The sequence below is a fragment of the Hyphomicrobiales bacterium genome, assembly GCA_016125495.1.
Classification (GTDB): domain Bacteria; phylum Pseudomonadota; class Alphaproteobacteria; order Rhizobiales; family RI-29; genus RI-29.
Map to the genome: position 1 here is coordinate 127,638 of WGLQ01000004.1, position 23,746 is coordinate 151,383.

Here is a 23,746-nt window from a genome sequence, read left to right on the forward strand (position 1 = left end):
GGGCTCGCCTCGCATTCGTCGCTCTATCCGATCAGCGACAAAGTTAGCGACAACCTGCGCACCAAGCTCGGCGCACTCTACGGTTTCCCGTTCGGCAGCGAATGCTGGGGCGAGTTCGAGGCGGGTTGCTGCGCCGAGTTCGAGAAGGAATACCGCGCGCTCCACGGGCAGCCCGGGCCCCAGCTCCGCGCCGAGCGCATCGCTCTCGACATCCCCGCCGACATCGCATTGCTCGCCGGGCTCGATCTCTACCTCACCCAGGCCGGGCCGGGCGAGGCCATCCCCGTCACCTTCGACCTCGTCTGCCAGCCGGCGCCGGTCGGCTCGATCGAGATCGCGGTCAAGCGCGGACGCCTCCTCCTCGAAGCGGACACGACGAGATTTTCCGGCACCAAGGACCGTCTGGCGGGCGACGGCCCCGTGACCATCGAGCGCAAGGACGGAAGCACCGTGACGATTTCCATCGCCAATGCCCGGGCCGGCTTTGCCGCCTGGGAGGTCAAGAGCAACGAGGGCCCGATCGGAGTGGTACGACCGGGAGACGGGCAGGACCTCGGCAAACTTGGCGATCCGGCGCCGGGCGACGAGGTCAAGGCGGTCTTCCAGGTCTACGTCAAGGACCTCGACTTCGGCGACCCCGATCCCGACGACGACGAGGAGGGAGAGAGCGATCCCTTTTCCTTCCTGCGCGCCGACGGCAAGCCACTGAGCCCGATGAAGCGGGCGATCATCAAGGCGCTCATCGTCAAGGAGGAACTGGGCGCCCCCGCCGACGGCTTCGTCACCGTCGCCGGCGATGGTCGCGTGCTGCGGCCGGAAGGGGGGGAGGAATGACGGAATTGCGGCGTATCGACTGGCTCGCGCGCGCCGCCGCGACCTTCGATGACTCGGAAGGTCAAAGATCGACGCTGTTTCGGCGTCTGGCACATCGGGTCGAGTTGGCTCCCGAAACGGACTTCCGCTTCCTCGATCTGTCGGGTGTGGATTTTTCGGGACAGAACCTCTTCGGCTTCGACTTCACCGGCGCTTGCCTCCATGGCTGCAATATCCTGGGGGCTCAGATTGTCGGCGCCCGCTTCGACCAAGCCGAACTCGGCATCGTCGAGCACATGACCGGCCCGTGGCGGCGGGAAAATCGTCACGCCCCCGGCCGCGTCTCCCGTGTCGCCGACCTGAGCCAGGCTGCGGACTGGGAGCTCTACCGAAAGGCACGGCATCAGCTCGCGCTTCCCCCGTCCGACGCGCACGTGCCCATCGGGGCGATCTTCGCTGATCTGCCGGGGCTCTCGCCTCAGTTGGTCGTGATTCCGGCGGGCGAGTTCTGGATGGGGTCGCCGGACGAGGAGGCAGGGCACCTCGATAGCGAAGCCCCATACAAGTCGCGCGTCATTGCCGAACCGTTCGCGATCGGGCGGTTCGCGGTGACATTCGACGAATGGGACGCGGCCCGAGCGGCGGGGGCCGAGTTGCCCAATGCGAGCGACCGAGGCTGGGGACGCGGCAACCGGCCCGTCATCAACGTCTCACATGAGGACGCGCAAGCCTACTGCCGATGGCTGTCGGAGCGGACGGGGCGCAAGTATCGCCTGCCATCGGAAGCCGAGTGGGAATACGCCTGCCGGGCGGGGACGGATACGCCGTTCTGGTGGGGCGCGTCGATCTCGACCAAGCAGGCGAACTACGACGGAAATTACACCTATGGCGGCGGCGCGAAGGGTGAGTATCGGCAGCGGACGGTGCCGGTGGACAAGTTCGAGCCGAATCCCTGGGGTCTCCATCAGGTGCACGGCAACGTCTGGGAGTGGTGCGCCGATCCCTGGCATGAGACCTACCAGGGTGCGCCCGAGGATGGGTCTCCATGGCTCGGCGGTGAGAAGTCTCTTTTCGTGGTTCGCGGCGGCTCCTGGAGCGGCAATCCGTGGAACCTCCGGTCCGCCAGCCGCAGCAGGGTCCATCCTGACCTCCGGGACGACTTTCTCGGCTTCCGAGTTGCCAGAACGCTTACCCCATGATTCTTTTCCCCTTTACCCCATTCTTGGATCGTGCCCCAGGTGGTGGTGTAGGTGCTCGGCCTCCCCCGAATGTCATCCCGGAAGCGCGCAGCGCTGTCCGGGACCCAGGTGGCGATCGGGGGAAAGGAAGTCGGACGCCAGCGACGTCGTGGGCCCTGGGTCCCGGACAATCGGACGGAAAATGCCGACGGCACCGCCGCACCCGCCTGCCCGCCCGATTTCCGGGACCCAGGTGGCGATCGGGGGAAAGGAAGTCGGACGCCAGCGACGTCGTGGGACCTGGGTCCCGGACAATCGGACGGAAAATGTCGACCGCGCCGCCGCCCCCGCCTGCCCGCCCGATTTCCGGGATGACAATTGAGCGTGGAATGTCCGGGCCTCGCCCGCCTTCTCCGGGACGCGTGGCGGCGGCGCGGCGTGATGTGACGATCCCCGGATGTGCGGCGCCACCCTCACGATCCCCGGATGCGGTGCAGCACGAAGTGGTGCTCCGCTGATCCGGGGTCGCCATGAAGGGCGCAGAACGCGGGCGGTCCCGGGTCTGCGGCGTACCGCTGCGCTTCGCTCCACGCCGCCCCGCGCCCGGGAGCCGTGAATGGATCGCGGATCAGCACGTTAGCATTGCGCTTTACGCCACGCCGCCTAGGCGAGCGGCACGAGGCTCGCGGGCTCGAAACCGACCTCGACGCGCTGGCCGGTCTCGAACTCGGCGCGGTCCTGCGAATTCGAGACCGAGACGACCAGCGGCTCCTCGCGCCCGTCGACGCGGATGAAATAGTGGGTCGTCTCGCCGAAGTAATAGTGCACGTCGAGCACCGTGCCGGCCCGGGTGGTGAGACCGCCCGATCCAGGTGACCCCCCGTTCGAGGCCCCGTTCGCGACGATCTTCAGCCGCTCCGGCCGGACCCCGATGGTGAGTGAGGAGGGGTTGTCCGGAAAGCCCGCCGGGCGCGGCAGGTCGAGCCGCCCGAAGGCCTCCATCTCGACCGCGAGCCGCCCGCCGGCCGCCCCTTCGAGCCGCGCCTCGATGAAATTCATCCCCCCGATGAAGGCCGCGACCCGCCGGCTCCCCGGCCGCTCGTAGAGCTCGCGCGGCGGCGCCACCTGCGCGATCCGTCCGTCGAACATCACCGCGATGCGGTCCGACATGGTCAGCGCCTCCTCCTGGTCGTGCGTGACGAGGATGAAGGTGATGCCGACCGCGCGCTGGAGCTGCTGCAACTCGATCTGCATCGCCTCGCGCAGTTTCTTGTCGAGCGCCGAGAGCGGCTCGTCGAGGAGGAGAACCTTGGGCCGCATGACGAGCGCGCGCGCGAGCGCGACGCGCTGGCGCTGGCCGCCCGAGAGCTGGTGCGGCTCGCGCCTCTCGTAGCCGGAGAGATCGACCATGGCGAGTGCCTCGCCGACCCGCCGGTCGAGTTCACGCGGATCGAGCCGCGCCCGCCTGAGCCCGTAGGCGACGTTGCGGCGCACGTCGAGGTGGGGGAAGATCGCGTAGCTCTGGAACACCATGTTGGTCGGGCGCAGGTTCGCAGGCACCCCCGCCATCGACTGCCCCGCGATGGCAAGGCGCCCCGCCGTCGGCTGCTCGAAGCCGGCGATGAGGCGCAAGAGCGTCGTCTTGCCGCAGCCCGACGGCCCGAGCAGCGAGAAGAACTCCCCGGCCTTGATCGAAAGGTCCGCGGCATCGAGCGCCTTGACGCTGCCGAAGTGCTTGGAAAGGCCCTCGGCGACGATCATGTCCTCTTTCTGCTCCATTGACGGCGGCTCCATCGGCTATCGGCCCAGCCGGCGCTGACTGCGGCGCCGCAGCATCTCGCCGAGGCCGAGCAGGATGAGGGAGAAGACGAGCATGAGCGTGCCGAGTGCCAGCACGCTCGGCAGGCGCGCCGGGAAACGCAACTGCGACCAGATGTAGACCGGCAGCGTCGGCTCGAAGCCCGAGAGGAAGAAGGCGATGATGAACTCGTCGAGCGAGATCGTGAAGGTGATGAGAATGCTCGAGATGATCCCCGGCATGATGATCGGCAATGTGACGCGCAGCATCGTGCCGAGCGTCGTCTCGCCGAGGTCGAGGGAGGCCTCCTCGAGGCTCCTGTCGAAGCCCTCGAAGCTCGACATGAGGACGGCCGTCGAGAACGGGATGCAGAGCAGCGTGTGCCCGAGGATCACGCTGAGGAGGGAAAGCTTGATGCCGAGATTGAGGAAGACGATCAGCATCGAGATGGCGACGATGATCTCCGGCAGAACCAGCGGGCTCATGATGAGGCCGGTGATGAGACCCTTGCCCGGAAAGCGCGTCTGCGTCACCGCGCGCGCCGCGAAGATGCCGAGCAGCGTCGAGAGCAGCGCGGTCGCCAGCGCCACCTGAAGCGAGTTCCAGATCGCGCCCTTGAGCGCCGGGATGCGGGCGAGGTCGGAGTACCACTGCGTGGTGAATTCCTGGAGGGGAAATGCCACGATCGTCGAGTTGTTGAACGAGAACACCGGCAGGAACGCCACCGGCAGATAGAGGAAGACGAGATAGAGGATGGCATAGACCATGAGGCCGGGGCTCGCGCGTCCTCCACTCGCGCTCATCGGATGCGCCCCCCGATCGAGCGCGCGATGAACGCGAAGGTGAGCGCCACGGCGGTCACGATCAGCATCGCGGAGATGGCGAGCGCGGCCCCGAGCGGGGCGTTGTTGGCGGCCGCGAACTGGAGCTGGATCATGTTGGAGATCATCAGCCCCTTGGTGCCGCCGACGAGAGCGGGCGTCACGTAGTCGCCGACAGTCGGGATGAAAACGATGAGCCCCGCCCCGATCACCCCCGGCAGCGAGAGCGGCAGCGTCACCCGAAGGAAGCTGCGCACCGGCCCGTCGCCGAGGTCGCGCGCCGCCTCGAGAAGGCTGCGGTCGATCTTCTGCAGCGAAACGAAAATCGGCAGGATGGCGAACGGCGCCCAGGCGTGCGCCAGGGTGATGACGACGGCGGACGTATTGTAGAGCAGGAACTCGAGCGGCTTGTCGATGAGGCCGACGCTCATGAGGCCGGAATTGATGACGCCGTTGAAGCCGAGAATGAGCTTCCAGGCGAAGATGCGCAGGAGGTAGCTGGTCCAGAACGGAATGGTGATGAGGAACAGCCAGAGGCCCTTGTGCCGTCCCCCGTGGAAGGCGACGAAATAGGCCATCGGATAGGCGAGAACGAGCGTGATGAGCGTTACGAGCCCCGAAATCCAGAGCGAGCGCAGCATCAGCACCCGGTAGATTTCCTCCGTCCAAGCTTGCTGGTAGTTCTTCAGGGTGAAAGTGGTGTCGAGCGTCAGATAGTTCTGTGTCCAGAAGCTGAAGGCGACGGTCAGCAGCAGCGGCACGACGAGAAAGAGCGCCACGTAGACCAGCGTCGGACTGATCATCAGGAGGCCGCGCCGGCCTTCGGCATCGAGCCACGGGCGGCTCGCGGGTGCCGGCGCGCCGACCGCCAGCCCGTCGGCTCGCTCCTCTACCGCCGTCATGCGTCCACCATGTCCGCCTCGTTCCCCTGCAACGGTTGTCCGGCCTGTCGCCGACAATGGAGCCACGTTAGCTTGCCGCCGCGGCTTCTGCAAAGCCCGAGAAAAGAACGCCCGGCCGAATTCCGCCCGGACCGCCGGGGCGGTCGATCGATCGCGGTTGTCGAGCGCTGGCCGTCTGGCGGCTTGCGGGGGCGGGTCGTTCACGGGCAACATGGCGGCGGCGTGCGGGTGCGCCGAAATGGCCCGCTCCGAGGCCGAGGAAGGGAGGCTGCGACATGGCCGGAACGGATGCGCCGCGTCGTCACGCTGCTGCGGGCGAGCCCGGGGCACGAGCCCCCACCATCCGCCCGCTCGCCTTGGCCGACCGGTCGGCCTGGCAGCCCCTCTGGGACGGCTACCTCACGTTCTATCGCCAGAGCCTGGCGCCCGAGGTGACGGATCACGTTTTCGCGCGTCTTTGCTCGGGCGATCCGTCATTCGTCGGATTGGTCGCCGAGAACGACGGCGGTGGCCTCACCGGCCTTGCGCACTACGTCATCCACCCGTCGACATGGTCGATGACGAGCTACTGCTATCTCGAGGACCTCTTCGTCGACCCCGACGTGCGCGGCCGGGGCATCGCCCGCGCCCTCATCGAGGCGGTGCGCCAGCGGGCCGTTGCCGAACGCTGCGACAGGCTCTATTGGGCGACTCAGGAGTTCAACTACCGGGGCCGTACGCTTTACGACAAGGTCGCCGCGCGCACCCCGTTCATCCTCTACGAGATCGCGCCGCCCTCGGCGGCAATGCCGGGTCGCGACCAGCGATGAGCCCATCCCGCGACGGCCTCTCGATCCTCGCCATCGTCCACCACGAGCCGGCTGATGTCGGGCGCGCCGGTGCCGCCGTGACGGCGCTCGGCCATCGTTTGGATATCGTCCAGCCGCTCGCCGGCGGCTCCTTGGCAGGGCAGGTCGGCCGCCACGATGCCGTCTTGGTGTTCGGCGGCGTTGCCAGCGCCCGCGAGGACGGTGAGCCGGGGTTGCGGTCCGAGATCGCCTTCCTCGAACGGGTCGTGGCGGCAGGCGTGCCGGTGCTCGGCATCTGTCTCGGCGCCCAACTCCTGGCGCGAGCGCTCGGCGCCGCGGTCTGGCGTCATCCCGAAGCGCTCCTCGAGGTCGGCTTCCATCCGCTCGACCTGACGCCCGCCGGCCGCGATGCTCTCGCGGGGCTGCCGCCGCTCGTCTACCAGTGGCACGAGGACGGCTTCGACCTTCCCGATGGGGCAGAGCGCCTCGCCTCGAGTCCACTCTTTCCCAACCAGGCCTTCCGATACGGTGCGGCGACCTTCGGCCTCCAGTTCCACCCCGAGGTCGACCGCCACCAGATGGCCTCCTGGATCGAGGGCAGCGGGCATCGCCTCGTGCCGGGCGGCGCGGTCCATCATCCGGACCGCCAGTTCGAGGAGGCCGGCAGGCTTGCGCCGTTGCAGAATGCCTGGCTCGCCGACTGGATCGGCCGCTGGCTCGGCACCATCGCCTCGCGCCTGGCCTGACCGCGCTCGTGCGGGCGCTGGCGCTGGCGGTTGCGGGTCCTGTCTGCCGCAGGCTTGCTCCATTGAATCTGATATCGCGCCGTGGGCGACATACCCGCGCCACCGTTCAGCCTGCATTCAGCCCCTGGGCACTACTTCGATCGTCAGCTTCTGGTGGAGGAAAGCTTATGATCCGCAAGACTCTTTTGGCGACGGCCCTGCTCGCCATGTCGGCTGTCGCACCGGCCCTCGCCGCCTCGATCTCGCCCGCCGGTCTCAGCACCGCAATCGGCAGCGACACGGCGGCCACCCCGCTCGTCCAAGTCCACGGCTCGCACACCCATTGCGCTTGGGGACCGGTTCGCGGCTGGTGGCACCGCCACGGCTATTCGGGCGCGCGTGCGTGCACGCCCTCGCGCCGCTTCGATGACGGTGACGGCATCCGGCGGCGCGGTCAGCAGGTGCACCGCGACGGTGGTCATTATCGCCGCCATGTGCCCCTTGGCGATCTCGTGATCCTCGACCCGCCGAAAACCTATTACCCCGCGCGCCCGTCCCGCCCCTACATCGTCGACGACTATTACGGCTACAATCGCAACCACAACCGCCACGACCACTACGGTCGGTACGGCTACGGCACGACGCCGCAGCGCTGCGCCAAGGACTGGCACTGCGAAAAGAGCGGTCCCTTCGGCCTCAAGAAGAATTGCTACTGGCGCATGCTCTGCAACTGATCCGCGTCAGGGCCGAGAGCGGTCTTCGGTCCGACTGGTATCGATGAGTGTGGAGCTGCCACCTTTGGCACGACCACGCCGCCGCCCTCACCGAGAGGGCGGCGATCACGTCTGATGGAACGGTGGTCGAGGACCAGGCGGTTCGGCGCGCGCGTCGAACGGGGATCGGAGCATCACCGCGTGCCGCCGCTCAGGCGGTCTGCACGTTCGCCCAGGGTTCCGGCTCGCTGAGATCGAGTTCGCGCAAGGCCTCGATGTTCTGAATCTTGGTCGCCAGGCTGGTCAGGTCCAAAGGCTTCAGCAGATAATCGTCGGCACCGGCCGAGAATGCCGAGACGATCGACTTGGTGTCGTTCTCGGTGATGCAGTAGATGACGTTCATGGTGCCGTCTTCGTCCAGCGCCTTGAGCGCGCGGATGAGATCGTGGGTATCGTCGCCCGGCAGGTTCCGGTCGACCAGGACGTAGTCGGGTCGCTCGACCCGGCACTTCTCCAGTGCCTCGCCCGCATTGGCGGCATCCAGCGCGACCATCGAGAGGCGCTCGATCAGTCGCTTTCCGACCTTGCGGATCACGTCCGAGTCGTCGATCACCATGCAGAACTTCATCCCACCCCCCTCCTCGTCGTCCTCGTTGGCGCGCGCGAACGCGATCGGCCGGCCGATGGGGCCGTACCGTGCAAGGTTGCAGCAAACGGGTTAACGGGAGTTTGCTTCTCGCCGAGGTTCACGCGGGAATTGCGCGAAGGATCACTTGCTCCGGTCCGGACTCGACTTCGAGACGCATGCCCGTCGTCCTGGCGAGGCGGGTCGTGAAGTACGATTGCACGTTGAATGCGTCGATCGCCGGCAACGGCCCTCCCGCGAGGAACACGGGCAGATGCTTCGGCGGCTTGGGGTTCTTGCCGACGCAGGTCAATTCGAAACCACGCCCCCCCGCGGCCGCGGCCACGGTGATCCGGCCACCGTGGTGCAGGCAGGTTGGTGCGATCGCGACCAGATTGAGCAGCAGCTTGACCTGATCCTTCGGCATCTGCGCCGGCGGCAGGGCCCAGTCGATCTCGTGTTTGCCGTCGCTGAGGTAGCCACGGGCCGCCTCCGCCGCCTCGCGCAGATCGATCACCGAGCCCGCCGAACTCGCGGCGCCGAATGCGAAGCGGGCGAACTTGAGCCGCGCGCTCGCCTGACTCGTGAAGTTGCGGATCACCTCGAGCGCGTAGTTCCGTGATTCCGGGTCCGGATCGTCGTCCAGCACCTCGAGGCCATTGTAGATGGCGCCGACAGGATTGATGACGTCGTGGCATATGACGCTGGCGATGAGCGAAGTCAGCTCGAGATCGCTTGGCTCCTGGTGCGTGCTCGCCATGGCCTTCTCCACAATTGCCGTGATCCTGCGGTCCAGTCAGAAGGGATCACCGTGTGCCGAACGATTCGCACGATCATACCAGTCTATTGGGACCGACGGACCTTTGGAATGCGAAGCGGGTGCGCGACGCGCCCTCGGGGTTGCGCGCCGTCCACGGTTGCCCGACACACCGGGTTGGCGGGAGGTGGAACATGGAACTGGATCTCAGCAGTGAGCGTCTCGACGACTTGGCGCGTCGCATGTTGCCGGTGCTCGCCGATGTCGGAGCCTTGCAGCTGCGCCATCGTGCGGGTGCGCTCGAGGTCGATCGAAAGGCCGACGCCTCCCCGGTGACGCTCGCGGATAGCGAATCGGAGGAGCTGATCGAGCAGGCCCTCGCGAGGCTCTGCCCCGCCATTCCCGTCGTCGGCGAGGAGCGGGTCTCGGCCGGTGCGATGCCACCCGCCGCCGACCGGTTTTTTCTTGTCGACCCGCTCGACGGCACCCGTGAGTTCATCGCCGGGCGAGACGAGTTCACGGTCAACATCGGCCTCGTGGAGACCGGCCGTCCCGTGTTCGGGATGGTCTATGCCCCGGCCCGGGCCGAACTGTTCGTCGCTCCCTATCGTGGCCGGGCGATTCGTCTCGAGCTCGCCCCGGGCGACCGCTCGGCGAGCCTCGATGCCGGCATGGCGATCACCGCGCGGCGCCCCGGCGCAGCCGGTCTCGTCGCGGTGGCCAGCCGTTCGCATTCCGACGCCGCGACCGAGGAGATTCTGGCGCGCCATCCGGTGTGCGAGCGCGTCAGCGCCGGCTCGTCGCTGAAGTTCTGCCTCATTGCCCACGGCAAGGCCGATTTCTACCCGCGCCCGGGCCGCACGATGGAATGGGACACCTGTGCCGGCCACGCCGTGCTCGAAGTCGCGGGAGGTCGCGTCACCACCCTCGACGGTCTCGCCTTCGCCTATGGCAAGCGCGAACAGGGCTTCGCCAATCCCGGATTTCTCGCCTGGGGCCGTACGGCCACCTGAGCGTTCGAGAGGGGCCATAGTTTCGTAACAGTTTTCGCCGAGCCTCATTTGGCACGTGACGAGGTTCGCGGACCTTCCGCACCCGTTCGCATGAGGGAAAGCCGCAATGCCGGTGTTCACTTGGAACGTCTCGACGCGGGCGCGCCTGGCACTCGCCTCGGCCGCGCTCGTCCTCGCTCTGCCTTTTGCCGCGGCGGCCCAGACCGGTGGCTACTCGACCGGCTACGGTCAGCCGCGCGGCTACGACACCCGCGCCCCTGTCGAGCAGCCGACCTATGGCGGCACCCCGCGCTACGTGCCCGACTACGAGGTCGAGGACGAGCCGCAGGGCTATGATTCCGGCGCTTACGATCAGGATGGCGATGATCGTCGGCGTCCCGGCGCCTATTCGGATGATGTGGGCAGCGGCTCCAGGTATGGCGAGCCGCGATATGACGGGGGCGGGCCGCGAACCGGCGAACGATTGCCCTGGGCGACCGCTCCGGGCGGCTCGACCGGCAACACCTATTCGAACGGCTATGGCGGCTACTCCAGCGCGCCGCCACCCGCTCCGCGCACCGATTATGGCTACAGCTACGGCGGTCGCGGGGGCTACGGGGCCGAGCCGGGGTTGAAGGATGAACCCGGCGCCTATCGAAGCCGCAACGAGCAGGAGCTCGGCGGCTACGCGCGACCGAGGCGCGCCAATCCCTATCGCACTGACGACACCGCCAGCGGCTATGGCACCGGCAACGATGCCTATCCTCGCCCCTATGACGATCGTGGCCGCCAGCGGGGCTATGACGGCGGCGATGCCTATGGCGCGGCGCCCGGACCGGGCGTGCCCTACTACCCGGCTGACCAGTACCGTGATCCCCGACATGGTCGCTATGATGGCTATGGCGCGCGCGGCCACGGGCCGGTCCCGCCCGAGTCGGTGCCCGGCGGTTCCTACGGCTACGACGACGGCACATACGATTCGGACGAGATCGCCGCCGCCGGTCACCGCTTCTTCGGCAAGATCACGACTGGCCTCGCCAAGGTCATCGAATACGCCTTCCAGCGTGCCGGCCGCCCGAACGGCTACATCCTCGGCGAGGAGGCGGGCGGCGCATTCGTTGCCGGCCTGCGCTATGGCGAGGGCACGCTCTACACCAAGAATGCCGGCGAGCACGTTGTCTACTGGCAGGGGCCGAGCATCGGCTACGACTTCGGAGCCGAAGGTTCCAAGACCATGATATTGGTCTACAATCTCCACCACCCGGCTGACATCTACAACATGTTCGGCGGCGTCGATGGCTCGGCGTATCTGGTCGGCGGCGTGGGCGTCACGTTCCAGAAGCATGGCCACGTGACGCTGGCTCCGATCCGCTCGGGGGTCGGCGTGCGCTTGGGTGCGAACGTCGGCTATTTGCGCTACACACGGCGGCCGACGTGGAACCCGTTCTAGGTTGTTCGGCCGGGCGATCCGGTGCGTTGCGTCCGCCACCGAGTTCGTGGGATGTATTGATCGCCGTTGTTCCTGGCGGCGATCGGGCCTAAGGCGTGCTCGGGGGGCGGGCGACCTGATGGCCGAGGGACCTGACGCATGATCGAGACCGTGCTTCTGGTAGCGCTCGGCTTTCTGACGGCTACGCTCATCGCCGCTCTGATCGCCCCTGCCTTCCACGCGCGGGTCGTTCGCCTCACCACGAGGCGGATCAAGCAGTCGCTGCCGGTCAGCGAACTCGAGATTCGCGCTGACAAGGATCGGCTGCGTGCCAGGTATGCCCTTCAGGTCCACCAGCTCGAGCGCGAGATCGACACGGCCAAGCTCGCCGCCGCCCGCCAGCTCATCGAGCTCAACCGTCGTGATGCCGCCAACGCTGATTTGCGCGCCCGAACGGCGGAGCTCGAGGCCGAACTCGAGGAGCACCAGAATGCCCGGCGCGTGCTCGAACAGACGATCGGCGAGCGCCTGCCCCGCCTCGAGGGGCGCCTCGATGAAGCCCGGCGCCTGATCCAGGCCCGTGACCGCACCATCGGCGAGCTGACCAACGAGCTGCGTGACCTCGAGAACGCACTCGACGAGGCGCGCACGATCAATGCCCCGGCACAATTGCCACGCGCCGCCCGGGTCGGCCCCCGTCGCCAGCGCCGCGCCATGACCGAGAGCGAGGCCGAGGTTCGCGCCGATACAGACCAGATGCGCGCCCAATACGCTCTTCAGGTCCACCAACTCGAGCGCGAGATCGAGGCGGCACGTCTCTCGACCACGACCCAGCTCATCGAGCTGAACCGCCGTGAGGCGCGGATCGCCGAGTACGAGCGGCGCACCGAGGCGCTACAGGCCGAGCACCACGAGAGCGAGGGCGCCCGCCTGCTCCTCGAGCAGACGATCAACGAGCGCATCCCGCAACTCGAGTCGCGGCTCGAAGAAGCGCGGTCCCTGCTCAAGGCCCGTGACGAGGCGATGGACGAGCTGACCGAAAAGGCGCTCAACCTCGAGGCCACGCTCGACCAGATCCGCAGCCTCAACATCCAGCTCGAGGACGAGAACCAGCGCATGCGCGCGGCCCTCTCGAACCGCCAGGATCGCGACCGCCGCCATCTCGTCACCTCCACCCCCGACCAGGATGGTGGGTTGCGCAACGAGGTCATCACCCTTCGTGCCCAGGCGCGCGAGAACGCCAGCCTGATCGATCGGCTGCGTCGTGAACTCACCGGATCGCGGGGCGCGGCGACGGCTGCGAGCGAGGTGGTCGCCAAGGCGGCGGTGGCACCGCCGGCCGACCGTGCGGGCGGCCTGGAGGCCGAGGTGACCCCCGACAGCGTCGATGCCCTGCGCGAGCGGATCGAGACATTGAGCGCGGCCCTCACCACCGCCGAGAGCGAGCTTGCCCGTCAGGCGGCGGTGGCGGCCGGCGGCAGTGATGCGGCCGCCCGGCGCGTACGCGAGCAGGAGGAGCGCCTGCGGGCCAACGACGAAACCATTGCCCGCCTGCGGGCGGAGGTGGCCGCGTTCGAGGCCGAGCGATCGGCCGCCGAAGGCGCCGAAGGACGTGAGAGCAAGGGGGCGCTGCGCGGCAAGCTCGGTGCCCTCCAGAAACGCTTCGAGTTCGAGCAGGCGCGTGCCGCGCGTCTCGAGAACGAGCTCGCCGCTGCCAATGATCGCGCGGCCCGACTCACCGCCCACTTCATGAACGAGATGCGCCATCTGGGGGGCCGGAGCACGCGGAGCGAGCCGGGCGCGCCCTCCGACGATCGTCGCATCGTCACGCCCGATCGTTTGGTGCGGCGCGTGCGGGTCGCCGCCGGCAGCGGTCGCTCCGTTCAATCGACCACGCTTCGCGAGGCCATGGCCGGAGAGCCCGCTGGCGAGCCGACCATCACAGCGGCTGGCGAACCCGCCGGCGCACCGAGGCTTGCGGAACGGGCCGAGGAGTCCGCGGGCGTTCGCCGCCGCCCCGCGCCCGCCGCCGAGCCCCAGGCGACCGTCGCGCCGGGCGAGGCCGCGCCGACCGAGGCGGTCGCCCAGGGAACCGAACCGCGCCCGGAGCGCAGCCGGTTCCGCGCCAAGCTTCTCGAGCGTCTGCGCTCCTACGATTGATGGTGATATGAGATGGGATGCCCAAGGGCATCCGCGTCGTTGTCCAAGGCTGTCCGGCTGCTATCCCCGAGGTTTCAGGGACGCCTTGCATTGTCGTCGGCGAACAGCCGCAGGACACCCGTTACCCGCCAACTTTCGAGTTCGATGCGATATACCGTGATCCCCGCCGCATCCGACAGCGTCAGCACCAGGGTCTTGCCATCGAGGTTGCTCGTTTCCACCCTTGCACCCGGTGCCATCGGCGCCTCTGCGAACGCGGCGCCGTTCTCGCCCGCGAAGGCGGTGAGGCGGGCCTGGATCGCGGCAGCGAGCGCCGGATCTGCGACCTCGACGCGGCCCGCGGACCGGATCTCCTGTTCCTTTGTGTCACCGGTCGCCATGGTCGCCACTTTGCCGATCAGGACAGCAAAGCCGACCACCAGGAGCAGCGTCATGATGGCGATTGCGATCTTGAGCATTCGCACATGGCGGTGCGTGAGGACGCTGCCGGGGATGGCCTCGTCGGGATCGGGCAGGCTGCCATCGTTCGCGGTTTCTGCCAAAGCGGTCTCCGGATCGTGGAATGGCGAATTGAGGTCGCGCCGGGTCGGCTCGTGGCGGCGACGCCCTACCGGCGCGGGGAGGCGGTGATGAGTCTTCCCGACGATGAGGCCAGCGTGGCGGTTCTGATCGACGAGCAACTGGCGGGTTGGCGCCTCGACCAAGCCCTCCAGGCCGCGGGCGTGCACGAGAGCCGCTCGCGCGTCAAGGCCATCATCGAATCCGGTGCCGTGACCTTGCTGAACGGCCCCGATGAGGCCACCGTCGCCGACCCTGCCGGCGCGCCGGTGATGAGCGCCAGCCGGCGGGTTCGCCTCGGCGAGCATTATCTGGTTGTCGTACCGCAACCGGAAACTGCCGCCCCGATTCCCGAGCCCATGACGCTCGCCATCGTCTTCGAGGACGCCGATCTCGTCGTCATCGACAAACCGGCGGGGCTCGTCGTCCACCCCGGCGCCGGCAATCCGAGGGGAACGCTCGTCAACGGCCTGCTCGCCCACTGCGGCGAGTCCCTTTCCGGCATTGGCGGCGTGCGCCGGCCGGGCATCGTTCATCGTCTCGACAAGGATACCAGCGGTCTCATCGTCGTCGCCAAGAGCGATCGCGCGCACCGCGGGCTGGCGGCGCAATTCGCGTCGCACGGCCGCGACGGACGCCTCGAGCGGCGCTACGACGCCATCGTTTGGGGTTGGCCGCCGGCAGCCTCCGGTGTCGTCGACGCCGCGATCGCCCGTGCACCGGACAACAGGCTTCGCATGGCCATCACACGCTCCGGCGGGCGCCACGCGGTCACCCGCTGGCGCCGCATCGAGCGCTTCGGTGCGCCGGCTGGTGGGCCGCTCGCCTGCCACATCGCCTGCATGCTCGAGACCGGCCGCACGCACCAGATTCGTGTCCACATGACCTCGATCGGCCATCCGCTGCTCGGTGACGAGACGTATGGCAAGGGGTATCGTGCTTCGGTCTCCCGCCTCGGCGCCTCGGCACGCGAGGCCCTCCAAAGTCTGGCGAGGCAGGCTTTGCACGCCGGAGTTCTCGGCTTCGAGCATCCTGTGAGCGGTAAGCCGATGCGTTTCGAGCGTGCGATGCCCGAGGACATGGCCGCGCTGATATCGGCGCTTCGCCGCGAAGGGGAATCGGCTGCCGGCTGAGTATTGCGATCTCGCGTGCCGGCCCTTGAACCCAGGGGGTGGTCGACCGATATACGAGGGCTCGGCTGGCGCCTGGCGACGGTGGTTTGATGGACGGTTTCCGGAGAATTGCCGCCCGCTACGTCACTCGAACCTGGCGTGCTTTGCAGCGATAGTGGGGCGATCACCAGGCAGCGGTCTCTGCCGATGCGACGGAAGGCGCGGCTGCGTCACGTTGTGATGAGTATGGCGAACCCGAACGTCGGGGGATTCGCTGGGGTTGCTCGCCGGCCGGGCGGCCTCGTCGATCGACCGGTTCGCCCGGGGTGTGTGCCCGGGATCAGCTTTAGGAGGCGCAAGATGGCTTCGAGCAGACTTCCCACCGTTTCGGACGGCCAGGGCGGGCTCGCGCGCTACCTGCAGGAGATCCGCCAGTTTCCCATGCTGGAGCCGGGCGAGGAATACATGCTGGCCAAGCGCTGGCAGGAGCACCAGGACAGCGATGCCGCCCACAAGCTCGTTACCTCGCACCTGCGGCTGGTGGCACGCATTGCCATGGGCTATCGCGGCTACGGCCTGCCGATCGGCGAGGTGATTTCGGAGGGCAACGTCGGCCTGATGCAGGCCGTCAAGCGCTTCGACGCCGACAAGGGCTTCCGCCTCGCCACCTACGCCATGTGGTGGATCCGCGCGGCGATCCAGGAGTACATCCTGCGCTCCTGGAGCCTCGTGAAGATGGGCACGACCGCGGCCCAAAAGAAGCTCTTCTTCAACCTGCGCCGGCTGAAGGGCCAGATGCAGGCGCTGGAAGACGGCGACCTCAAGCCTGAGCAGGTCGAGAAAATCGCCACCAAGCTCGGGGTCAGCACGGACGACGTGATCTCGATGAACCGGCGCCTCGGCGGCGATTCCTCGTTGAACGCGCCCCTGCGCGCCGACGCTGATGGCGGCGAATGGCAGGACTGGCTGGTCGACGACGTGGTGGACCAGGAGACGGCGCTTGCCGAGGGAGAAGAGTCCCAGCGGCGTCGCGGTTATCTCGTCGAGGCGATGGAGAGCCTCAACGACCGCGAGCGGCGCATTTTCGAGGCGCGACGCCTCGCCGAAGAGCCGCTGACGCTCGAGGAACTCAGCGTCGAGTTCGGCGTCAGCCGCGAGCGGGTTCGCCAGATCGAGGTGCGGGCCTTCGAAAAGGTTCAGAAAGCGGTCACACGGGCCGCGTCGGTGGCTGAGGCGCAGCCCGCCACGGTTGCGGACTAGCCCACCTCGCGGTCCATTGGACACCCTTCGGACGGCTGCAACCGAACATCTCGGGCCAGACGTGTCCGTCCGTGTTGTCCGCGACGATTGCTTCGCGATGGCTGCAAGTGGGCAACAGAGCAGTGCGAGACGGCACGACGCTGTTGCAGCGGAACCCGGCTACACATACTAAAGTCGCGCGTCCCGTATGGTTAATCCATGCGGCTCGCGCGACAACAGGACCTGGGAGATCTCACGTGTTCCTTCCTGCAGAGTATGGCTGGCTCGAGCCGGTGATCATCGCTGCCGCGGTCGTTTTCGTCATCGACCTGATCGGCAACTCGATCGCCTTCGGCAACAAGGTGCTCAACGCCTTGGTGACTGCCCTGATCTTCGCCGCCGTTTTCGGCGCCTTGACCTACTACGGCTATGGCCGTGTAAGCATGAGCGTTCAGACGACACCGTCGATCAACGCTCCGGCGACCAACAACTGACGGATGACCGACACCGTGTCCGGGTCGTCAACGGCCCGGACACGTGGTGTGACCGGGCATGTGCTCGCCACGCCCCGGCTCGAACTCGCTGATGAAGTGGCCAGCACGCCCTGGCGCCTGGCCGGCGGCTCAACTCAGCCACACCTTGTTGAACTGGTGATACTGCGTCGGGTGCGCGGGATAGCCGTTCACGTTCTCGGTGGTCATCGCGTAGACCGGACGGAACACCGGCTGCACCATGAGGTTCGCCTCCTGGAGCATACGCTCGACGACCTCCATTTTTGCGCGCCTCTCGACGACGTCCAGCGTCGCCTCGGCACTGTCCAGCGCGGCATCGAACTCGGCGCTTGCGTAGTGCGTGTCGTTCCACGGCACGCCCGAGCGATAGCCGAGCGACAGACACATCGTGCCGAGCGGCCGGTGCGTCCAGGCCACTGCCGCGAATGGCAGCTTGGTCCACTCGCGCCAGAACACCTCACCCGGCATCATCTGGATCTTCAGCCTTATGCCGGCCGGCGCCATCTGATCGCGCATTGCCTCGCAGAGCGTGCGATGCCAGAGGCCATCCGTTTCACTGACATGGATGGTGAGGTCGATGCCGTCCGGATAGCCCGCTTCCGCCAGGAGGGCCTTTGCGCCGGCCGGGTCGCGGCGTAGCGGCGGCAGCTTGAAATACTCGGGGTGGATCTCGGCAACGTGGTGGTTCTCACCGACGCTGCCGCCGTCCGGATAGACCAGTTTCTTCAGCGTCGGGTTGTCGCACGAAAGGGTGACCGCCGCCCGAACCTTGGGGTTGTCGAACGGCGCTTGCGAAATCTGCATGCGGCAGACGAGCGTTTGCGCCGTCTTGGCCGCCAGGATTCGGCCCGGCAGGGCCTTGGCCAGATCCATCTGCTCGGACGAGAGTTCGTAGACCGCATCGACGTCGCCGCTGGCGAGCGCGGTCAACTGATCGTCCTCGTCGTAATTGTAGTAATGGATTTCATCGAGGTAGACCTCGCCGCCCCAATACGTGAAGGGGGCGCCGTCGGTGGTCCGCGTCACGCGTTTGAGGACACACTTGTCTCCGACCTCGAGCTCGGAGATCGTGAACGGGCCCGTGCCGATCGGTCTCGACGCCAAGGGCGGCTCGAACGACGGATGCACGATCGCGGTCGGATAGTTGTAGCAATCCTCCGGCACCGAGAGCACCGGCTTTTGCAGCCGCATGACCAGCGTGTGCTCGTCGGTCGCCTCGAGAGCGCCGGGGATCAGGACGCGCTTTCCACCCTCCTCCCTCAGCATGGCAGCGAACGTCGAGAGCCCGACGACGCCACCGGCCCCGATGTCCGGATCGAGCGCCCGGGCGAAACTCGCCCTGACGTGCTCGGCCGTCAGCATGTCCCCGTTGTGCCACATCACGTTCTTGCGGATGCGGAAGGTCCAGGTCTTGAGATCGCTCGAGGCTTCCCAGCTCTCGGCCAGCATCGGTCGCGTGATGTTGTCCGGGCCGGTCATGGCGAGGTACTCGAGCGTGTGCCGAGCCTGATTGCCCATCTCGACCCATTGGAAGGTCGCAGGGTCGATCACCTCCTGCACCTGCATGGCGACCCTGAGGATGCCGCCCTTCTTGGCCTTGGCGTCGTCCGCTGGGAATGGCGAGTTCGCCACCTGGGCGAAGGCGGGCTCGAGCCCTGCGACACGGTAGGCCAGCGGCGCCGCGACCCCGAGCAGCGCTGCGATACGCACGAACTCTCGGCGGCTGAGGCGGCCATCGCGCATGAACTCGTGCGCCTCGATGACCTTGGGATGGCTCAGCCCGTTGGTGACGTCGCGCATCGTGCTACTCCCCACTGTGCCCCGCGGCAGTTATTCCGCATGCCACTCGGACTGGCAAGCGCGCGGGGACGGCCCGCGCACTCTCCTCGTCGGGCTGTGGCCGAGGCTCTGCGGTCCGGTTTGCCGATCCAGCAACTCGTCTGGCCGAGTCGCCGTCCCCCATTGATCTTTTCCATGGCTTGGCGCTTTGGTGCTTCGCGTTCGATCCAGGGAGCTTGCCGTGCCGACGCCCATCATGGTCCAGCCTAGTCCTGCCCTACCGGCCCGTGTCGACGTCGCCATCATCGGCGGTGGCGTCATCGGTGTCTGCACCGCCTACGAATTGGCCAAGCGCGGCATCGCCGTCGCCGTCTTCGAAAAGGGGCGCATCGCCGGAGAGCAATCGAGCAGGAACTGGGGCTTCTGCCGCCAGCAGGGACGCGACCCCGTCGAGATCCCACTCGCCGTCGAGAGTCTTCGCATTTGGCGTGATCTCGACCGCGAGATCGGCCGCGAGACCGGCTTTCGCCAGGCTGGCCTCCTCTATGTGACCGACAAGGAGGCGGACATCGAGCGCTGGCGGGATTGGCTGACGCACGCCGAGCCGTTCCAGATCGGCAGCCGGCTGCTGTCGGCAAGCGAAGTGGCCGAGCGCGTGCCGCAGGCCCACGCCAGCTGGCGCGGCGGCCTCTGGACGGCGGCCGATGGCAAGGCCGAGCCGACGCTCGCCGTTCCCGCCATCGCCGAGGCGGTCAAGGAGCGTGGAGGCCTCGTCTTTCCAGGCTGTGCCGTGCGTGGCCTGGATCAGGCGGGGGGCCGTGTTTCCGGCGTCGTCACGGAGAAAGGGCGCGTCGCGGCCGATACGGTCGTCCTCGCCGGTGGCGCCTGGTCGCGGCTCTTTTGCAAGCGGCATGGTATCGCGCTGAAATCCTTGAACGTGCGTGCCTCTGTGTTGCGTACGTCCGCTGCCCCGGACCTCGGCCTCGGGGGAATTTCAGGGCCCGACTTCTCGCTGCGCCGGCGCCTCGATGGTGGCTATACGGTCGCGCGATCCGGTGCGACGACATATGACCTGGTGCCCGATGGCTTGCGCTGGATGCGCGATTTCTGGCCGGCCTATCAGCTCGAGAAGGCCAAGATGAAAGTTCGCATCGGGGCCAATACGTGGCGCGAGCTGCGCCAGCGCACGCATTGGGAAATGGACGAGGCGACGCCTTTCGAGGCGACCCGCGTGCTCGATCCGAGACCCGATTACGCCGTCCTTCGCTCGGCGTTCCGCAAGATGCGTGCGAGCTTACCATCCTTCGGCGATGTCCGCATCGAAGAGACGTGGGGCGGCATGATCGATGCCACGCCCGACGCGGTGCCCATCATCTCGCCCGTCGCGAGCCATCCGGGGCTGCTGATCGCGAGCGGGTTTTCCGGCCACGGCTTCGGCATCGGCCCGGGGGCCGGGCGGCTTGCCGCGGATCTGGTCACCGGCGCCAGCCCCTGCGTCGACCCGTCGCCCTTCGCGATCACCCGGTTCTACGCCGCCGATGGCGCAGCGCCGTTCGATTCGATGTGATCGGCCCGGCCTGACCGCCCTTGACCCGCACCGACCCCGCCGGCGCGCGACGCACCGGCCTCCAATCGACGAGGCTCGCATGTCCCTTCTGCTCGGCATCGACACTGGCGGCACATTCACGGACGCGGTCCTGCTGAGCGAGAGCGAAGGCATTATCGCCACAGCGAAGTCGTTGACGACGCGCGACGACCTGGCACGCGGCATTGCCGGCGCCGTGGATGCGGCACTGGCCGACGTGCGGACTGCCGGCAAGTCGAGCGAGATCGGACTGGTCAGCCTTTCGACGACTCTCGCCACCAACGCTCTCGTCGAAGGGCAGGGTGGGCGGATCGGCCTGGTCATGATCGGTTTCGAGGAAACGGCGCTCGAGCGGGCCGGGCTGCGCGCCGCGCTCGCCGGCGACCCCGTCCTCTTCATTGCCGGCGGACACGACGCGCACGGCAATCGCCTCCACACTCTCGACCTCGCCTACCTGGAGCGCTCGCTCGAGACGTTCGCCGAGGGCATCACGGCATTCGCCGTCGCGGGCGCCTTCGGGGTGCGCAATCCCGAGGACGAGATCGCCGTCCGCGACCGCCTGCGGACGGCGACCGGCCGCCCCGTGACCTGCAGCCACGAGCTGTCGAGCCGCCTCGACGGGCCGCGCCGCGCCATGACCTCGGTCCTCAATGCGCGCCTCATCGGCCTCATCCACCACCTCATCACGGCGTCCGAGCAGATGCTCGCAGCACGCGGCATTTCCGCCCCCTTGATGATCGTTCGCGGTGACGGCGCCCTCGTGGCCGCCGCTGTCGCCAAGGAAAAGCCGATCGAGACCATCCTCTCGGGGCCCGCCGCGAGCCTCGTCGGGGCGGCCTATCTGACGCGCTCGCCCAACGCCATCGTCTCCGACATCGGCGGCACGACGACTGACGTTGCGATTCTGCGCGACGGGCGTCCCGCTCTCGACCGCGACGGCGCGACGGTCGGCGGCTGGCGCACCATGGTCGAGGCCGTCGCCATGCGCACCATCGGCCTCGGCGGGGACAGTGAGGTTCGCGTCGAACTCGACGGCCTCGGCTGGCGTCTCGAACTCGGTCCGCGCCGGCGTATCCCCATCAGTCTGCTCGCCGCCGAGCATCCCGCGATCGTTCACCCGGTCTTGGATAGGCAACTCAAGCTCGATCGCCTCAGCGATTTCCATGGCGCCTTCGTCCGGCGGGTACGTTTCGACGCGCAGGCGCTCGCCGGACTCGAGCCGGCTCATCGCCTGCTGCTCGAGCGCATGGGACCGCAACCGGTCGCGCTCGAAAGCCTCATCACCCACCGCATCCAGACGACGCACCTCGCCCGCCTCGTTTCGCTCGGTCACGTCCAGCTCTCCCAGGTGACGCCGAGCGATGCCGCGCACGTGCTCGCGCTGCACGACGCCTGGGACGGCCAGGCGGCGGAGAAGGCGATGAACCTGTTCGCACGGCGCCGGGCGGCCGGCGGTCAGGCGATCGCATCGGGCGCCGGCGAACTCGCACGGGCCATCATCGACCGCCTCGAGGAGCTTTCGGCCGATCTCCTTCTCGACACCGCCGCCGCCGAGGATGGAATATCCGGGCACCCCATCTCGGGCGACGCCGTCGTGCGCGCCGCGCTTGCTGGCCACACGGGGCTCGTGCGCCCGCGCGTTTCCCTCACCGTGCCGGTGATCGGGCTCGGGGCATCGGCCGCGACATATTATCCTGCGATTGCCCGCCGTCTCGGAACCGAGGTCGAGGTGCCCGAGCATGCTGGCGTCGCCAATGCCGTCGGTGCCGTTGTCGGCCAGGTGAGCGTGACGGTGCGCATCGTGCTCTCGCAGCCGACCGAGGGGCGTTACCGCGCGCACGCGACGTCGGGCGCCGTCGATTTCGACTCGGTCGATGCGGCGTTCCTCGAGGCCCGGTCGATCGCTGAACGCGAGGCCCGCGAACGCGCCCGCCTCGCCGGTGCGGCCGAGGTCGAGGTCCGCCATTACGAGGACCGCCGCGTCAGTATGATCGAGGGCCGCGAGATGTTCATTTCCGGCGAGGTCCGCGCCCAAGCGTCCGGCCGGCCTCGGATCGTTCAGACGGATTGAGACGCAATTCAAACTGCGACTGGTTCCCCACCCGCCCAATGTGTCCGCGCGGACTGTTCCGGAAAACCGTCAGGAGCAGCATCGAAGGTTTTGTTTCGCGCGCGAAATCAATCGCATGATGCCACAAAATCGATCGCGCCTTAAGTTGATGTCAACCACGAGACGACAGATTGAACGAGGTCTTGGTCGTCGGGGCGATCAGGCGGTTGGCTCCGGCACGGTGCGGCCCGCCATTCCCCGGTGACCGATTGGCATGATTTGTTCGGTCGTCGGGAGTGGTTGAATGTCTCGTCGTTGCTTTCGGTGGTCCTCGGATTTTCGTTCGCGGTCACCGATTCTGGGCCTGTGCCTCGGGTTCCTCGTCGCTGCCATGGCTGGTGTCGCCTCAACGGACTGCGCGGCGGCACAGTCCTCGGCGCGGGCGGGCTCGAAGGGACCCGTTCGCATGGTCGTTCTCGGCGACTCGCTCGCTCGCGGCCTCTGGCACGGACTCTACACCACCTACCGCCGCACCAGGGATGTCGAGGTCGTACGGGAGGCGAAGTCGGCGACCGGTCTCGTGCGCGACGACGAATACGACTGGTTCGCCCGCGCCAACGACGTCGTGCGGGGTGAGAAAATCGATGTCGCCGTGGTCCTCATCGGCGGCAACGACCGTCAGGACATCCGTGACGGCAGACAGCGTCACGAGCGCATGGGTGAGGCTTGGCAGGAGGCTTATGCAAAGCGCGTCTCGCGCTTCATGCAGACCTTCACCGAACGCGGCATCAAGATTTACTGGGTCGGGCTCCCGACCGTTCGCTCCGGAAGGATGGAGCGCGACTATGCCGTGATGAACCGCATCTTCCAGAGCGAGGCCGCGCGCCACGGCGCCACCTTCATCGATATCTTCTCCGAATTCCGCGACGCGCGAGGCCGCTACCAGGCACATGGCCCGGACCTCGATGGCCGCACCCGGCAGATCAGGGACAACGACGGTCTCCACTTCACGACGCCGGGCTACCTCGTTCTGGCGTCGATCGTCGCCGCCCGCATTGCCGAGGATCGTCCATCCGGCCCCATCGCCCACTTCGGGCCGGCAGCGAAGCGCAACTAGCAGGGGCCGGCGGGGCTCCAACCGGCTCCGACGCGGCGACGCGTCCGGCGATTCGCCGGAACCGGTCCAGGACAGACCGACAGGAAAGGTCAG

General features: G+C 67.5%; 20 protein-coding genes and 1 pseudogene. 14 read left to right on the forward strand and 7 right to left on the reverse strand.

The window, feature by feature from the left end:
* The first annotated feature begins 101 nt into the window (after nucleotides 1–101).
* Together GC150_03245 and GC150_03250 are read left to right on the forward strand one after the other, a co-directional pair.
* Nucleotides 102–1,082, forward strand: a pseudogene (locus GC150_03245) (hypothetical protein).
* 27 nt (nucleotides 1,083–1,109) lie between these two features.
* Nucleotides 1,110–2,012: an SUMF1/EgtB/PvdO family nonheme iron enzyme gene (locus GC150_03250; protein MBI1383911.1), complete on the forward strand. Its 903-nt coding sequence runs from the start codon at nucleotides 1,110–1,112 to the stop codon at nucleotides 2,010–2,012.
* A 642-nt stretch (nucleotides 2,013–2,654) separates the two neighbouring features.
* On the opposite strand, the gene GC150_03255 is transcribed toward GC150_03250, so the two are convergent.
* The 3 genes from GC150_03255 to GC150_03265 are packed head-to-tail and all read right to left on the reverse strand — an operon-like array spanning nucleotide 2,655 to nucleotide 5,512.
* Nucleotides 2,655–3,752, reverse strand: a complete 1,098-nt coding sequence (locus GC150_03255) for an ATP-binding cassette domain-containing protein (GenBank protein ID MBI1383912.1) — start codon at nucleotides 3,750–3,752, stop codon at nucleotides 2,655–2,657.
* 36 nt (nucleotides 3,753–3,788) lie between these two features.
* Complete coding sequence (locus tag GC150_03260) at nucleotides 3,789–4,592, reverse strand: ABC transporter permease subunit (protein MBI1383913.1); 804 nt, start codon at nucleotides 4,590–4,592, stop codon at nucleotides 3,789–3,791.
* Nucleotides 4,589–5,512 (reverse strand): ABC transporter permease subunit, encoded by a 924-nt coding sequence (locus GC150_03265; GenBank protein MBI1383914.1) that lies wholly within the window; start codon nucleotides 5,510–5,512, stop codon nucleotides 4,589–4,591. Before GC150_03265 ends, GC150_03260 begins: the two co-directional genes overlap by 4 nt.
* Nucleotides 5,513–5,787: 275 nt before the next feature.
* Between GC150_03265 and GC150_03270 the strand changes: the two genes are divergently transcribed.
* The 3 genes from GC150_03270 to GC150_03280 all read left to right on the forward strand — a co-directional run bounded on the left by GC150_03270 (nucleotide 5,788) and on the right by GC150_03280 (nucleotide 7,759).
* Complete coding sequence (locus tag GC150_03270) at nucleotides 5,788–6,321, forward strand: GNAT family N-acetyltransferase (protein ID MBI1383915.1); 534 nt, start codon at nucleotides 5,788–5,790, stop codon at nucleotides 6,319–6,321.
* The gene (locus GC150_03275) at nucleotides 6,318–7,046 is read left to right on the forward strand and encodes a glutamine amidotransferase (GenBank protein MBI1383916.1); all 729 of its coding nucleotides are present in this window, start codon (nucleotides 6,318–6,320) and stop codon (nucleotides 7,044–7,046) included. The genes GC150_03270 and GC150_03275 overlap by 4 nt, the downstream gene beginning before the upstream one ends.
* A gap of 167 nt (nucleotides 7,047–7,213) precedes the next feature.
* A complete protein-coding gene (locus GC150_03280; protein ID MBI1383917.1) occupies nucleotides 7,214–7,759 on the forward strand; it encodes a hypothetical protein in 546 nt (181 codons plus the stop codon).
* Between the two features lie 190 nt (nucleotides 7,760–7,949).
* Here the strand turns inward: GC150_03280 and GC150_03285 are convergent, their stop codons facing one another.
* Together GC150_03285 and GC150_03290 are read right to left on the reverse strand one after the other, a co-directional pair.
* Nucleotides 7,950–8,366, reverse strand: coding sequence for a response regulator (locus GC150_03285; protein ID MBI1383918.1), 417 nt, complete (start codon nucleotides 8,364–8,366; stop codon nucleotides 7,950–7,952).
* A gap of 118 nt (nucleotides 8,367–8,484) precedes the next feature.
* Nucleotides 8,485–9,123: a hypothetical protein gene (locus tag GC150_03290; GenBank protein ID MBI1383919.1), complete on the reverse strand. Its 639-nt coding sequence runs from the start codon at nucleotides 9,121–9,123 to the stop codon at nucleotides 8,485–8,487.
* Nucleotides 9,124–9,362: 239 nt separating this feature from the next.
* Here GC150_03290 and cysQ point away from each other — a divergent pair, with 239 nt between their 5' ends.
* From cysQ to GC150_03305, 3 genes are all read left to right on the forward strand, one after another.
* A complete protein-coding gene (gene cysQ, locus GC150_03295) occupies nucleotides 9,363–10,133 on the forward strand; it encodes a 3'(2'),5'-bisphosphate nucleotidase CysQ (protein MBI1383920.1) in 771 nt (256 codons plus the stop codon).
* Between the two features lie 106 nt (nucleotides 10,134–10,239).
* Entirely contained in the window at nucleotides 10,240–11,562 is a 1,323-nt protein-coding gene (locus tag GC150_03300; protein ID MBI1383921.1) for a DUF1134 domain-containing protein, read from the forward strand.
* A 138-nt stretch (nucleotides 11,563–11,700) separates the two neighbouring features.
* A complete protein-coding gene (locus GC150_03305; protein MBI1383922.1) occupies nucleotides 11,701–13,701 on the forward strand; it encodes a hypothetical protein in 2,001 nt (666 codons plus the stop codon).
* A gap of 74 nt (nucleotides 13,702–13,775) precedes the next feature.
* Here the strand turns inward: GC150_03305 and GC150_03310 are convergent, their stop codons facing one another.
* Entirely contained in the window at nucleotides 13,776–14,243 is a 468-nt protein-coding gene (locus GC150_03310; protein ID MBI1383923.1) for a hypothetical protein, read from the reverse strand.
* 87 nt (nucleotides 14,244–14,330) lie between these two features.
* Here GC150_03310 and GC150_03315 point away from each other — a divergent pair, with 87 nt between their 5' ends.
* The 3 genes from GC150_03315 (at nucleotide 14,331) to GC150_03325 (ending at nucleotide 17,104) form a co-directional block, all read left to right on the forward strand.
* The gene (locus GC150_03315) at nucleotides 14,331–15,392 is read left to right on the forward strand and encodes an RluA family pseudouridine synthase (protein ID MBI1383924.1); all 1,062 of its coding nucleotides are present in this window, start codon (nucleotides 14,331–14,333) and stop codon (nucleotides 15,390–15,392) included.
* A gap of 339 nt (nucleotides 15,393–15,731) precedes the next feature.
* A complete protein-coding gene (gene rpoH / locus GC150_03320) occupies nucleotides 15,732–16,631 on the forward strand; it encodes an RNA polymerase sigma factor RpoH (GenBank protein MBI1383925.1) in 900 nt (299 codons plus the stop codon).
* 236 nt (nucleotides 16,632–16,867) lie between these two features.
* The gene (locus GC150_03325) at nucleotides 16,868–17,104 is read left to right on the forward strand and encodes a hypothetical protein (GenBank protein MBI1383926.1); all 237 of its coding nucleotides are present in this window, start codon (nucleotides 16,868–16,870) and stop codon (nucleotides 17,102–17,104) included.
* A gap of 129 nt (nucleotides 17,105–17,233) precedes the next feature.
* On the opposite strand, the gene GC150_03330 is transcribed toward GC150_03325, so the two are convergent.
* Nucleotides 17,234–18,922 (reverse strand): ABC transporter substrate-binding protein, encoded by a 1,689-nt coding sequence (locus GC150_03330; GenBank protein ID MBI1383927.1) that lies wholly within the window; start codon nucleotides 18,920–18,922, stop codon nucleotides 17,234–17,236.
* Between the two features lie 235 nt (nucleotides 18,923–19,157).
* Between GC150_03330 and GC150_03335 the strand changes: the two genes are divergently transcribed.
* The 3 genes from GC150_03335 to GC150_03345 all read left to right on the forward strand — a co-directional run bounded on the left by GC150_03335 (nucleotide 19,158) and on the right by GC150_03345 (nucleotide 23,653).
* Complete coding sequence (locus tag GC150_03335; protein MBI1383928.1) at nucleotides 19,158–20,468, forward strand: FAD-dependent oxidoreductase; 1,311 nt, start codon at nucleotides 19,158–19,160, stop codon at nucleotides 20,466–20,468.
* A gap of 79 nt (nucleotides 20,469–20,547) precedes the next feature.
* On the forward strand, nucleotides 20,548–22,557 hold the full coding sequence (locus tag GC150_03340) for a hydantoinase/oxoprolinase family protein (GenBank protein ID MBI1383929.1): 2,010 nt from the start codon (nucleotides 20,548–20,550) through the stop codon (nucleotides 22,555–22,557).
* A gap of 283 nt (nucleotides 22,558–22,840) precedes the next feature.
* Entirely contained in the window at nucleotides 22,841–23,653 is an 813-nt protein-coding gene (locus GC150_03345) for a DUF459 domain-containing protein (GenBank protein MBI1383930.1), read from the forward strand.
* The last annotated feature ends 93 nt before the right edge of the window (nucleotides 23,654–23,746 follow it).